This is a genomic window from Enterobacter sp. kpr-6 (genome assembly GCF_900116015.1).
Lineage (GTDB): Bacteria > Pseudomonadota > Gammaproteobacteria > Enterobacterales > Enterobacteriaceae > Enterobacter_D.
Window position 1 is genome coordinate 48,460 of the sequence record NZ_FOYH01000011.1, and the last position, 12,913, is coordinate 61,372.

Below are 12,913 nucleotides of genomic sequence, written 5' to 3' on the forward strand. Positions count from 1 at the left end.
AATTCCTCGCACGATCACATTTCCGAAACGTTTTGGTTGGCATCCGAAACGTTTCGGATCAACCATTGAAGCATCACTTATGAGGAGATGCTCAATGGAAACGACCTGCGTGCGCCTGCAAAGCGCCACTGTGGATGTGATAATCAAAACCCACCCGTTCGCCGAAATTCTCTACTGGGGCGCGCATCTTAGTGATTTTTCGCCGCAGGATGTCGCCACTCTCGAACGCCCGGTTGCCAACGGCAAACTGGATGTCGATGCGCCCGTGACGCTGATGGCTGAACCGGGTCACGGTCTGTTTGGTTCGCCGGGCATTGAAGGGCACCGCAGCGGCCTCGATGGTTCTCCGGTCTTCACCACCGTTCACTGTGAGCAGCACGATGGCTCGCTGACCCTCCTCAGCGAAGACACCCGCGCCGGACTGCGTTTGCAGAGTGAAATCAGCCTCGACGCGTCCGGCGTGCTGAAAATTCGTCACGGTCTGACCAATGTGCGGGCAGGGGCCTGGCAGGTGGATCGGCTGGCGGTCACGCTGCCGGTGGCGGAACGGGCGCAGGAGGTGATGGCCTTTCACGGGCGCTGGACCCGTGAATTTCAGCCGCACCGCGTGGCGCTGACCCACGACAGTTTCGTGCTGGAAAGCCGCCGGGGGCGCAGCTCGCACGAGCATTTTCCGGCGCTGATCGCAGGCAGTACCGGCTTTAGCGAAATGCAGGGCGACGTGTGGGGGGCGCACCTGGGCTGGAGCGGCAACCACCGGATGCGTTGCGAAGTGAAGACCGACGGACGCCGCTACATGCAGGCGGAGGCGCTCTATCTGCCGGGCGAAATGGCGCTGGGCGAGGGCGAAACGCTGTGGACGCCGTGGCTCTACGCCAGCCACTCCGCAAACGGGCTTAACGGCATGAGCCAGCAGTACCACCGTTTCCTGCGCGAGCTGGTGATCCGCTTCCCGGAAAATAAGCCGCGCCCGGTGCACCTCAACACCTGGGAGGGCATCTATTTCAACCACTCCCCGGCTTATATTATGCAGATGGCTGAGGACGCGGCGGCGCTCGGCGTCGAGCGTTTTATCATTGATGATGGCTGGTTTAAGGGGCGCAATGACGATCGCGCGGCGCTCGGCGACTGGTATCTCGACACGCAAAAATACCCGGACGGCCTGAAGCCGGTTATCGATCACGTTAAAAACCAGGGTATGGAGTTTGGCATCTGGGTGGAGCCGGAAATGATCAACCCAAATTCCGACCTCTACCGCGCGCACCCGGAGTGGGTGCTGGCGCTGCCGGACTATCCGCAGGCCACCGGACGGCACCAGCTGGTGCTCAACCTGAACATTCCGGCGGCATTTGATTATCTGCTGGAGCGCATGAGCTGGCTGCTCGGCGAGCACGATATTGATTATGTGAAATGGGATATGAACCGCGAACTGGTGCAGCCGGGGCATAACGGCAAAGCCGCCGCCGATGCGCAAACCCGCCAGTACTATCGCCTGCTCGATACGCTGCGCACCCGTTTCCCCGATGTGGAATTTGAGTCCTGCGCCTCCGGCGGCGGGCGTATAGATTACGGCGTGCTGACGCGCTGCCACCGTTTCTGGCCGTCGGATAATAACGACGCGCTGGAGCGCAACGCTATCCAGCGCGGGATGAGCTATTTCTTCCCGCCGGAAGTAATGGGCGCGCACATCGGCAATCGCCACTGCCACGCCACGTTCCGCCAGCACAGCATTGCGTTTCGCGGACTGACGGCGCTGTTCGGGCACATGGGGCTGGAACTGGACCCCACCAATGCCGACGCGGGCGAGCGGGAAGGCTACCGGCATTACGCCGCGCTCTACAAACAGTGGCGTGAGGTGATCCATTCCGGCACCCAGTGGCGGGTCGATATGCCCGATGCCACCACCCAGGTTCAGGGCGTGGTGAGCCAGGATAAGCGGCAGGCGCTGTTTAGCGTCAGCCAGCTTGCGATGCCGGATTACAGCCTGATGCCGCCGTTGCGCGTGCCGGGACTGGAGGCCAGCGCCCGCTACCGCACCACCCTTCTGGATCACCCCAACATTCAGCTTACGGGCGAGGGCGGGCACACCATGCGCAAGTTACCCGCGTGGATGACCGGGACGCAAACGGTCAGCGGTGCCTGGTTAATGCAGGCGGGGATGAGCCTGCCGGTGCTCGACCCGGAAAGCGCCATTCTGATTGGCTTTGAACGCGTGTAGTGGCGACGGGCCGCGCAGACGGCCCTTACTGAGGAAAACACAATGAACACAACTGCCTGTACCCATAAAAATAACCCTAACTTCTGGATTTTCGGCTCGTTCTTTTTTCTCTACTTTTTCATTATGGCGACCTGCTATCCGTTTCTGCCGATATGGCTGTCGGATATCATCGGCCTGAGCAAGACCGATACCGGGATCGTCTTCTCCTGCATTTCGCTGTCGGCTATCGCCTTCCAGCCGGTGCTGGGGGTGATCTCCGATAAACTCGGGTTGAAGAAACATCTGCTGTGGATCATCGCTATCATGCTGTTTCTGTTTGCGCCCTTCTTCCTGTACGTGTTCGCGCCGCTGCTGAAAGTAAGCATCTGGCTTGGCGCGCTCAGCGGCGGGTTATATATCGGCTTTGTTTTCTCGGCGGGTTCCGGGGCGATTGAGGCGTATATCGAGCGCGTCAGCCGTAACAACTTTTTCGAATACGGCAAAGCGCGCATGTTTGGCTGCCTTGGCTGGGGACTGTGCGCCTCGACCGCCGGGATGCTGTTCAGCATCAACCCGGCATGGGTGTTCTGGATGGGGTCAGGCGCGGCGCTGATTTTAATGGTGCTGCTGCTCGTTTCCCGCCCGCAGGCGAACCAGACCGCGCAGGTGATGAACGCGCTGGGCGCAAACTCGCCGCAAATCACCAGCAAAATGGTGTTCAACCTGTTCCGCCAGCGCAGAATGTGGATGTTCGTGCTCTACGTTATCGGCGTGGCGTGCGTTTACGACGTGTTCGACCAACAGTTTGCGACCTTCTTTAAATCCTTCTTCGCCACCCCGCAGGCGGGCACGCAGGCCTTTGGGTTTGCCACTACCGCCGGAGAGTTATGCAACGCGGTGATCATGTTCTGCTCGCCATGGATCATCAACCGCATCGGTGCGAAAAACACCCTGCTGATTGCCGGGACGATCATGGCGACGCGCATCATCGGCTCTGCTTTCGCCACCACGGTGGTGGAAGTGGTGGCGCTGAAAATGCTGCACGCGCTGGAAGTGCCGTTCCTGCTGGTGGGCGCGTTCAAATACATCACCGGCGTCTTCGACACCCGGCTGTCTGCCACCATTTATCTGATTGGTTTTAACTTTGCCAAACAACTGGCGGCGATTTTCCTCTCCGCCTTCGCCGGAAATATGTATGACCGCATCGGCTTCCAGGACACCTATCTCATTCTGGGCTGTTTAGTGCTGTCGGTAACGGTTATTTCGGCCTTCACCCTGACCAATAATCGCGTAACTGCGCCGATTGAAAAACCGCAGGCAATATAAAAAGAGTCACCGCTCCCCACACAATTTGTGGGGAGTTTTGTTCTCGTGTCTTTAATTACGTGTTGTCTGAAAAGAATAAAGAAATTCCTGCGGCTAATAGTCAACGCCATAAGTGCGTGTACCATCACATTCGATATTTTTTCGCTGGCCTATACTCCGCCTGTCATATTCAGGAGCAGCTATGGCCTATATCGCCCGATATTATTTCATCAGCACCGCATTCTTACTGTCGATTGACGGTAGGATCAGGACGCTGCTGAATAATATTTGCTGGTTCACCTCCATAAATGCCCTCGAAGACGATGCCTCGTTTGAATCTGATGAAGATGCGTTCCTGAACTGGGCGCAGGTCTGGTGCAGCGCCAGAAAACTTTGTGTCTCCGTTTATCGCCCGACAAAGCCTGTAAAAGCCCGCCGCCGCGCCGCCCATTCCACCCGGCTGCACAGCCGTAAGCGTTACGAACTGGCGTTCTTATGCCGCATCTCCAGCCTGCATCAGCTCAGAGCGTGCCACCACGCCAGTGGTGAGCTGGATGACGCCGCATCTTCAATCTCTGTTTTCTCTGAAAGCACAATGCGCTCACGCCATTGTGCTTTTTTTATTGCTAAAAAATGCCCTTCTAAGGAGTTGATATGTTTATTGTTTGCGTAGCGGCCTGTCCGACAGGCGTGGCTCATACCTATATGGCAGCGGAAGCCCTCGAAATGACCGGCAAACAGCGCGGTCATGAAATCAAAGTGGAAACCCAGGGCAGCATGGGCGTGGAAAACGAAATCACCGCTGAGGATCTGGCGCGTGCCGATGCGGTGATTCTGGCCACCGATGTGGCGGTGACCAACCGGGAGCGCTTCGACGGCATGGTGAAACTGGAGTGCAGCGTCGCCGATCCCATTAAATTTGGCGACGCGGTGTTTGAAGCCATCGAACAGGAGATAGCAAATGGCTAAGTTCAAAGGCGGGAGCGGCCCTTCTGCGGGCACGGAAATCAAAAATGCGATCATGACCGGCGTGTCATGGATGCTGCCCTTTGTCATCGCCGGGGCGGTGCTGATGGGCATCGCGCGTATCGGCGCATCGATGTATGGCATTGATAACATCTGGGACGGCAGCCACGCGCAGGCCGCAAGCGTCGTGGTGCAACTGCTGCACAAATTTGATGGCTTTGGCGGTATGGCGCTGTCGCTGATGCTGCCGGTTGTTGCCGGGTACATCAGCTTTGCGATTGCCAACAAACCCGGCCTGGCACCGGGCATGGTCGGCGGATTACTCGCCAGCAACCTCGGCACCGGCTTTCTGGGCGCGCTGGCGGCGGGATTTGTCGCCGGTTACATCGTGCGTGCCCTCGCTACCCACATCAAACTGCCGAAAGCGCTGGCTTCTGCCGGGCCGATTTTCATCCTGCCCGTCGGCGGCACGCTGCTGACCTGTCTGGTGATGGCGTTTATCATCGGCACGCCGCTGGCGGCGCTCAATCACGGCATGGAAAGCTGGCTGATGTCGATGTCCGGCGCGAACAAAGTCATCCTCGCAGCGGTGGTTGGCGGCATGGTGGGCTTTGACCTTGGCGGCCCGGTCAACAAGGCGGCGGTCACCACTGCGATGGCGCTGCTGGCCTCCGGGATTTACGACCCCAACACCGCCGCGCAGGTGGCGATCATCGTTCCGCCGATTGGCCTTGGCGTGGCGACGCTGCTGTGGGCAAAACGCTTCCCGGAATCCCTGCGCGAAGCGGGTAAAGCCTCCACCCTGATGGGGCTGATTGGCGTCTCCGAAGGGGCGATCCCCTTTGCGCTGTCGAATCCAAAAATCATCGTCATTAACGTACTCGGTTCCGCAGTCGGTGCAGCGATGGCGGTAGGCCTGGGCGCAGTCAACCACGCGCCGATCTCAGGCTTTTACGGCTGGCTTGCAGTGGATAACTGGCTTATTTACGTGCTTTCCATTGCCACCGGTTCGGCCATTATTGCCTTTGGATCGTTACTGGTCTTTCGTGGCGATGTGCCGAATGAAAATAAACCCGCTGCGGTAGCGCCGAAATTTAAAGTCGGGCGCTAAGCGCGTTATTCATCATCGACGGAGAAATCACAGGCTTATTTAAGCCTGGGGATTTACGCATCCTGAATTTAAGCAAAGAGGCAGGAATGAAAACCGTACATTTGATTCAGCACACCCACTGGGATCGGGAATGGTATTTCACCGAGAACGATTCGCGGGTCGTACTTTATTATTTCATGCAGGATTTGCTCACGCGTCTGGAGCAGGACACCACACTCGGCCCCTTTATCCTCGACGGGCAAACGGTGGTGCTGGAGGATTTTATGCGCGTGGCACCCGACGAGCGCGAACGCGTGCAGCGACTTATCCACGAAGGCCGCATTCTTATCGGCCCCTGGTATACGCAGACCGATTTTTTAGTGGTCGGTGCGGAGTCCATCGCCCGCAATTTGCTGCTCGGTAAAGCCGACTGCGACACGTGGGGCGGCACGATGCCGGTCGGCTATGTACCGGATTCCTTCGGGCAAAGCGCGCAGCTGCCGCTCTTTTTGCGTGAATTTGGCATAGATTGCGCGGTGATCTGGCGCGGCTGGTGTGAGTACGATGTCGCCAGCAGCGAGTTCGACTGGGTGGCGCAGGGCGGTCGCGCGGTCACCACGGCGGTGCTGCCGTGGGGTTACGGCTGCGCGAAATGGCTGCCCACGGACGCTGACAAGGCCATGGACGTCCTGCCCGCCATTCTGCAAAAGCAGGCGCGTTTTTCACTCACTGATGAACTGCTCTTGCCGAACGGCAACGATCAGTCGCCGTTTGAGTACGGCGTCCCGGCGATGCTCGATGCGTTAAACGAACGCCAGCAGGATTACCGTTTTCAGCGCAGCGACTTTAGCGCCTTTTTCGCCGCGCTGCGGGCCACGAAAACGCCGTTGCCGACGTTTAGCGGCGAGTTACTCAGCCCGAAATATATGCGCATCCATCGCGGGATTTTCTCCACGCGCATCGACATAAAACTCCTGAACGCGCGCCTTGAGCAGTTCGTCAGCCAGACGCTGGAACCGCTGCTGGCAGTGAACATGCGCCTTGGCCTGCCGTATCCGCAGCAGGCGGTGGAAAACATCTGGCGCGAGGCGATGAAATCCCACGCCCACGACAGCATCGGCGGCTGCAATGCCGATCGCGTCAACAGCATGGTCAAAGCGCGGCTCACCGACGGGCTGGAGAGCGCCCGGCAGCTGTTCGATCTGAACATGAAAATGCTGGCGGAGGGCATCAGCGCCCGCCAGGACGGTAAAAAAATCATTCTGTTCAACCCGTTGCCGCACGTGCGTGACGCGCAGGTAACGCTGACGCTCTACACGCCGCACGCCGATTTCCGCATTGTCGACGACGCCGGAAACCCGTGCCGCTGGCAGTTGCTGCGTGAGACGCCGCAGGATATGTCGACCATCGTGCAGGAGCTGTCCAACAGCACCACCACCACCTGGTATCGCAAGTGCGAGATTTTGCTGGAGGCGGCGGCGCTCCCCGCCTGCGGCTATCGCACTTTCTCTCTCCAGGAAGGGCAGCCCGCCGGATTTGCCCATCAGACCCAGGATACCGACGCGCTGGAAAACGCCTGGCTGCGGCTGGAACTGGAGGACGGGCAGCTTACCCTCACCGATAAACGCAGCCAGCAGCGCTACCCGCATATTTTACGGCTGGTGGACGGCGGCGACGCCGGGGACAACTACAACTACTCCCCGCCCGCACAGGACTGGCAGATCACCAGCGACGGCTGCCTGACGAAATCGCACTGCGTGCGGGCGACGCTCAACGACACGCTCACCCTGCACTGGCGCATCCCGGCACCCGTTGATGCCGCGGCGCGTCAGGCGCATGAGTGCAACGGGCTGCTTGAGGTCGCGATGACCATCCGGTTACCGCACGACCGCCCGTGGCTGGACGTTGAAATCGACGTCAATAACACCCTGCGCGATCACCGTTTGCAGGTGGAAATCCCGGTCGGCATTGAGCAGGCGTTCCATTTTGCCGATCAGCCGTTTGGCCTGATCCAGCGGGAAAATCGCCCGGCTGCCCTGCAACACTGGCAGGCGGAGAACTGGACGGAAGCGCCCGCGTCGCTGTGGCCGATGCAAAGCCTCGTGATGCTGCATAACGCCACGCGTGGGCTGTGCGCGGTCACGGAAGGGCTGCGGGAATATGAGATCCCGGCGGCGCAAACCGGGGTGATTGCGGTCACGCTGTTGCGCAGCGTCGGCTGGCTTGGGCTGCCGGATCTGCCGTGGCGACCGGGACGCGCCTCCGGGATGGTTCTGCCTTCGCCGGAGTCGCAAATTCCGGGTCAGCACCATTTCCATCTGGCTGTGTTGCCGATGGCGGAAGGGCAAAGCGCCGGTTTCTGGCGCGCGGTGGAACACTGGCGCACGCCCGCCAGCGGTTATCTGGACTCTGGCTGGTCGCGCTTTCGCACCAACCCGCACGGCCTGCGCTTTGCCGATCATTACAGCGTGCTGGCATGGGACTGTGCGCTGCACTTCAGCACCCTCAAAAAGGCGCAGAACGGCAACGCGCTGATACTGCGCGGCTGGAATCCGGGCCTGACGCCGCTGCCCTGCGTGACGCCAGACGTGAACACCGCCGCACAGCCCGTGACGCTGGCGGAAACGCCCGTCGATGCGCTCAGTGACACCGTTGCGCCCGGTACGCCGCTTTCCTGGCGGATGGATTATTAAAAGGACGAACACCTTATGCTTACGATTTCATTTCGCTGTCAGTTGCCGAACGGCATTCACGCCCGGCCCGCCAGCGCGCTGGAGACGCGCGCGGCGGCGTTTCATTCCGCTATCACGTTGATCAACGTCACTAAATCCCGCGAGGCCAGCGCCAAAAGCGTGCTGGCGCTGGTAAGCGCCGACGTGACCCTGGGGGATGAGTGTCTGCTCCAGATTGAAGGACCGGATGAGGCGCAGGCGCACGCGGCGCTTGCGCCGTTTATTACCGACGAATTCAACGAGAGCGACGCGCCGCTCGCGCAGCAGGAGACGACGAACCACGCGCTGCCGGTGTTTCTAGCCCGCACCACCTCGCAGTACGTGCGCGGTAACGGCGTCAGTCCGGGCCTGGCGCAGGGGATCGCCGTGCAACTGACACCATTTGATCTGCACGCGCTGGCCCAGGCAGAACCCGCAGGTGACGTGGAGATCCCGCTTTTACAGGCGGCGCTGCAACGCGTTCGCCAGCAGTTAGACGACGAAGCCGGGCGCGCCACGGGCGAGGCAGCGAGCATTCTGGATGCGCAAAGCCAGCTTTTAGGGGATGAAGCGGTGGAGGAAATTCTCTGCGCCCCGCGCGAGGCCCGCAACACGCTGGCGGCGCTGGCCTGTGCCGTTGATGAGTTGCGCCTGCCGTTTCGTGACAGCGGCAGCGACTATCTGCGCCAGCGCGAACTGGATATTGAAGATCTCGGTCTGCGGCTGGCGGCGTGTCTGACGTCGCGCATCACGCTGCCGGTGCTGACGCAGGATCCCATCATCGTCTGCCACGGGCGCGTCACGCCGGGACAGCTTCTCGCCCTACGCAGCGCCGGGTTGCAGGGCATCGTGATGGGCGAGGGGGCGGAAACCTCCCACACGGTGATCCTGGCGCGGGCGCTGGGCATTCCTTTACTCTGCTTGGTGCAAGGGTTTGAGCAGATAAACGAGGGCGACGCCCTGATGCTGGACGCGCGCTGCGGCGTGCTGGTTATCACCCCGGACAGCCAGGCTAACCGCTGGTTTACCCTTGAGCAGCAAAAACAGCAGCGCATGACCACCGCGGTAATGGCTGACGATAAGCCCGCCATTGCCCCCGCGCTGGTGCTGCTCGACGCCTCCCCCGTCGATAAAAGCGAGGCCATCAAACGGCTGACCGACAACCTCCACATTCAGCAGCGCGTGTTAAACGGTGATGATGCCGAGCGGGCCATCTGGCAGCGCGAAGAGGTGTTTACCACCGCGCTTGGGTTTTCGGTGGCGATCCCGCACTGCAAATCCCCGGCGATTACGCACAGTAGTATTTCCGTGATGCGCCTGACGGAGCCGGTCGCCTGGGGCGGCGATGTGGATGTGCAGTTGATCATTATGCTGACCATCAGCGAGCACGAAGCGGACAGGCACATGCGCATCTTTTCGGCGCTGGCGCGAAAGTTGATGCACGAATCCTTCCGCCAGCAACTGATGACCGTCGCCACGCCGGAGGCGATGGTGGCCATGCTGAGTGCGGAACTCGGACTCTGAAACGGTTTACACGGAGAGAAACATGAATCACCCATTACGGTTTTGTTGGCCCCTGCTTTTGCTGGCAGGCGGCGCGGCGCAGGCAGAGTATCGCGTCGCATTTATGCCCGATATTCACTTTCACGATGTCTACGGGCAGTTTGCTGATGGAGCATTTCCCGGTCTGAAAAACACCAAAACAGGAGAGCAGGCCATCATCCGCACGATGTATGCGCAACTGACCTCCACCCGGCTGTTCAATGAAAACTATTTTGCCCTACGCGCCGCGCTGGATGACGCCGGGCAGAAGGGGATCAAATGGGTGGCGCTGCCGGGAGATTTCAGCGATGACGGTCAGCCCTATCACGTTCGCGGGCTGGTCACGCTGCTTCACGAGTACCAGCAAAAATATGGGATGCGCTTTTTCGCCACCCCCGGCAATCACGATCCCAACCGCCCGTTCACCGTGCCCGGCGGCGAGGAGGATTTTCTTGGCGAAGGGGGCAAAACGCAGCGCATTTTCAGCCGGGGCGCTAAAGAGTGTAAAGGCTATCAGGGTGCAACGGTGGTGATAAAAACCGATGCCGAATTGCCGACGATTTGCAGCGAAGAGATGGCCAGCAGCGGCTATCAGGCGATCATGGCGGCGATGGGCAGCTTTGGCATCAATCCTTCGCCTGAAGATCGGTACTGGGAAACGCCCTATTCCCGCTATGGCACAGAGAATTACACATATCAGGCGGCGCTGAAGGCCAGCGATTTCAGCCAGCGGCAGTATGAAATTTGCGCCCAGGGAACGGGCGGCAAATATAAAAAGCCCGGTTACGGCCCCTGTTTTCAGGTGGCTGACAGCAGCTATCTGGTGGAGCCGATTCCTGGTTTATGGCTGCTCGCCGTGGACGCCAATGTCTATTTGCCGACCGCCACCGCCGATGCTGCGTCTCCCGCGTCAGGCGCGAATTTTGCCGGTTCCGGCGATGCGGGCTACAACAAAATGCTGACCCACAAACAGCAAACCGTCGCCTGGATGACGGACGTGGCGCAGCGGGCGAAGCGGCTCAATAAAACGCTGATCACCTTCAGCCACTTCCCGATGGTGGAATTTGATAACGGCGCGGCAGCGGATCTGGAGGCGATTTTTGGCAAAGGTAAATTCCAGTTAGCCCGCGCGCCGCAGGAAGATACCAGTCACGCGCTGGCAAAAACGGGGATTGGCGTACACGTCGGCGGGCATATGCATTTTAATGACACGGGCGTGCGCCGTTACCCGGATGGCAGCCAGTTGTTTAACATCCAGGCCCCGTCGATGGCGGCCTACGTTCCGGCGTATAAAATCCTCAGTTTTAAAAACCGCGATGAAATCGATGTGCAAACGGTGACGCTGAAAAACGTGCCGCGCTTCGACGAGTTGTTTGAACACTATCAGCAGGAGTGGGATCACCTGAACGCCACTCACTCACCCCATCTCTGGAACAAAGCCATTCTGAAAGCGGAAAACTACTACGCGTTTACCAACTGGCATATTACCGAGCTAACGCGCCTGCGTTTTCTGCCCGAAGAGTGGCCGGAAAATATCCGCCAGATGCTGTTTACGCTTAACGGCGAGGAGATGCTGATCTTAAGCCAGCTGGCAGACGGGCAGGGCGTTGATAAACACAGCGCCGCGTGGAAAGCCGCGCAGCAAAAAGCCGATGCGCTGGCCAAAAACGCGGGGATGACGCCGAGTGATTTCGCCCGCTGGAACGGCTTCGACCTGGCGGTGGATTTTTATCGTCTGCGTAACGCTGACGCACTGGCATTAAAGGACATCGACGCTGCCCGCTTAAAACAGTATCAGCTTCTCACCCGCGCACTCGCCGCCCGCCTGTCGCCCGTGGAAGCACAGATCAACCCGCAGAGCCCGTTCGAAGAGATCTTCCGCGTACGCTTTGGCAGCATTTTTAAGGTGATCGATAAGTACCTGCACGGCAACCCGTCGGGGGATTTTCACATCAACCTGAAAACCGGGGAAATTACGCCGATGGAATAACAGGCAATGCCTACTGATGTTGTGAGTGATTTCGTGTCTGATTCGACGTATAAAATGGCGCATCACACGATAACTCAAGGATGGCAAAAATGTCTGATAACGATCTGATCCTCTATACCAGTGAAGATGGCGAAGCCCGGTTTGTTTTGCGTGAACTGGGTGGGCAGGTGTGGTTGACGCAGCTGGAAATTGCTGCGCTTTATCAAACCACTAAACAAAATATTAGCCTGCACGTGAAAAACATTTTTGCTGAAGGAGAGTTGAGCAGTGAGGCAACCGTCAAGGATTACTTGACAGTTCAAAGTGAGGGCGAGCGCGATATTAAACGTCAGCTTGCCCATTACTCTTTGCCCATGATTATTGCTATCGGCTACCGCGTACGTTCTACCCGGGCTACCCAATTTCGTCAGTGGGCAACACGCTCATTAAGTGAATTTATGCACAAAGGCTTCGTTATGGATGATGAACGCCTTAAAGATCCGAAATGGGATTACTTTGACGAACTGCTGGCGCGTATCCGGGATATCCGCTCATCAGAACTTCGCTTTTATCAAAAAATCCGCGATCTGTTCACGCTTTCAGAAGACTACCGCGCCAGTGAAAAAGATACCGGACTGCTTTTTGCCGAAGTGCAGAACAAACTCTTTTTCGCCGTTACTGGATTTACTGCGGCCGAACTGATTGTACAGCGCGCCGATGCCACAAAAGCCAATATGAATCTGACCAGTTTTAAAGGTTCGCGGGTGCGTAAGGTGGATGTCGTTATTGCCAAAAACTATCTCAATGAAGATGAACTCGACAGCCTGAACCGGCTGGCTTCAATGTTTTTCGAATTTGCAGAATTCAGGGCAAAGAACAAACAGCACCTGAAGCTGGCGGACTGGCGGCAGTATATCGATAACTTTATTGCGTTTAATGAACAGCCTCTGTTGAACCATTGCGGCACCGTAAGCCGGGAGCAGATGATATCCCTGGCGCATGAACGTTACGCATCGTTTGATAAAAACCGAAAAGTGGCGGATGCCCGCGAAGCCGACCGTATCGAACTGGAACAGCTGGAGCAGCTCGAAAAGCGACTGGCTAAGAAAAAATAACCTAATCAGCGTCCTCCC

At 58.4% G+C, this 12,913-nt stretch carries 9 protein-coding genes; all 9 read left to right on the forward strand.

Features of this window, described 5'->3' with window-relative positions; translation table 11 throughout:
* Window positions 1–94 precede the first annotated feature (94 nt).
* The 9 genes from BM373_RS19310 to BM373_RS19350 all read left to right on the forward strand — a co-directional run bounded on the left by BM373_RS19310 (window position 95) and on the right by BM373_RS19350 (window position 12,895).
* Window positions 95–2,218 carry an alpha-galactosidase gene (locus BM373_RS19310; RefSeq protein WP_090465189.1) on the forward strand — a complete coding sequence of 708 codons (2,124 nt, stop codon included), beginning with the start codon at window positions 95–97 and terminating at the stop codon, window positions 2,216–2,218.
* A 42-nt stretch (window positions 2,219–2,260) separates the two neighbouring features.
* A complete protein-coding gene (locus BM373_RS19315) occupies window positions 2,261–3,523 on the forward strand; it encodes an MFS transporter (RefSeq protein WP_090465191.1) in 1,263 nt (420 codons plus the stop codon).
* 181 nt (window positions 3,524–3,704) lie between these two features.
* On the forward strand, window positions 3,705–4,175 hold the full coding sequence (locus tag BM373_RS19320) for a hypothetical protein (protein WP_090465194.1): 471 nt from the start codon (window positions 3,705–3,707) through the stop codon (window positions 4,173–4,175).
* Complete coding sequence (locus BM373_RS19325; RefSeq protein ID WP_090465197.1) at window positions 4,157–4,471, forward strand: PTS fructose transporter subunit IIB; 315 nt, start codon at window positions 4,157–4,159, stop codon at window positions 4,469–4,471. The genes BM373_RS19320 and BM373_RS19325 overlap by 19 nt, the downstream gene beginning before the upstream one ends.
* The gene (locus BM373_RS19330; protein ID WP_090465200.1) at window positions 4,464–5,579 is read left to right on the forward strand and encodes a PTS fructose transporter subunit IIC; all 1,116 of its coding nucleotides are present in this window, start codon (window positions 4,464–4,466) and stop codon (window positions 5,577–5,579) included. The genes BM373_RS19325 and BM373_RS19330 overlap by 8 nt, the downstream gene beginning before the upstream one ends.
* Before the next feature lie 86 nt (window positions 5,580–5,665).
* A complete protein-coding gene (locus BM373_RS19335; protein WP_090465203.1) occupies window positions 5,666–8,251 on the forward strand; it encodes a glycoside hydrolase family 38 N-terminal domain-containing protein in 2,586 nt (861 codons plus the stop codon).
* Between the two features lie 15 nt (window positions 8,252–8,266).
* A complete protein-coding gene (locus BM373_RS19340) occupies window positions 8,267–9,793 on the forward strand; it encodes an HPr family phosphocarrier protein (RefSeq protein WP_090465206.1) in 1,527 nt (508 codons plus the stop codon).
* A gap of 22 nt (window positions 9,794–9,815) precedes the next feature.
* On the forward strand, window positions 9,816–11,801 hold the full coding sequence (locus tag BM373_RS19345; protein WP_090465208.1) for a metallophosphoesterase family protein: 1,986 nt from the start codon (window positions 9,816–9,818) through the stop codon (window positions 11,799–11,801).
* 89 nt (window positions 11,802–11,890) lie between these two features.
* A complete protein-coding gene (locus tag BM373_RS19350) occupies window positions 11,891–12,895 on the forward strand; it encodes a virulence RhuM family protein (RefSeq protein WP_090465211.1) in 1,005 nt (334 codons plus the stop codon).
* Window positions 12,896–12,913: the final 18 nt, after the last annotated feature.

What these genes read in the sequence shown, in the direction of transcription:
- BM373_RS19310 (WP_090465189.1), top strand. Translation starts at nt 95, where the DNA reads ATGGAAACGACCTGCGTGCGCCTGCAAAGCGCCACTGTGGATGTGATA.
- BM373_RS19315 (WP_090465191.1), top strand. Translation starts at nt 2,261, where the DNA reads ATGAACACAACTGCCTGTACCCATAAAAATAACCCTAACTTCTGGATT.
- BM373_RS19320 (WP_090465194.1), top strand. Translation starts at nt 3,705, where the DNA reads ATGGCCTATATCGCCCGATATTATTTCATCAGCACCGCATTCTTACTG.
- BM373_RS19325 (WP_090465197.1), top strand. Translation starts at nt 4,157, where the DNA reads ATGTTTATTGTTTGCGTAGCGGCCTGTCCGACAGGCGTGGCTCATACC.
- BM373_RS19330 (WP_090465200.1), top strand. Translation starts at nt 4,464, where the DNA reads ATGGCTAAGTTCAAAGGCGGGAGCGGCCCTTCTGCGGGCACGGAAATC.
- BM373_RS19335 (WP_090465203.1), top strand. Translation starts at nt 5,666, where the DNA reads ATGAAAACCGTACATTTGATTCAGCACACCCACTGGGATCGGGAATGG.
- BM373_RS19340 (WP_090465206.1), top strand. Translation starts at nt 8,267, where the DNA reads ATGCTTACGATTTCATTTCGCTGTCAGTTGCCGAACGGCATTCACGCC.
- BM373_RS19345 (WP_090465208.1), top strand. Translation starts at nt 9,816, where the DNA reads ATGAATCACCCATTACGGTTTTGTTGGCCCCTGCTTTTGCTGGCAGGC.
- BM373_RS19350 (WP_090465211.1), top strand. Translation starts at nt 11,891, where the DNA reads ATGTCTGATAACGATCTGATCCTCTATACCAGTGAAGATGGCGAAGCC.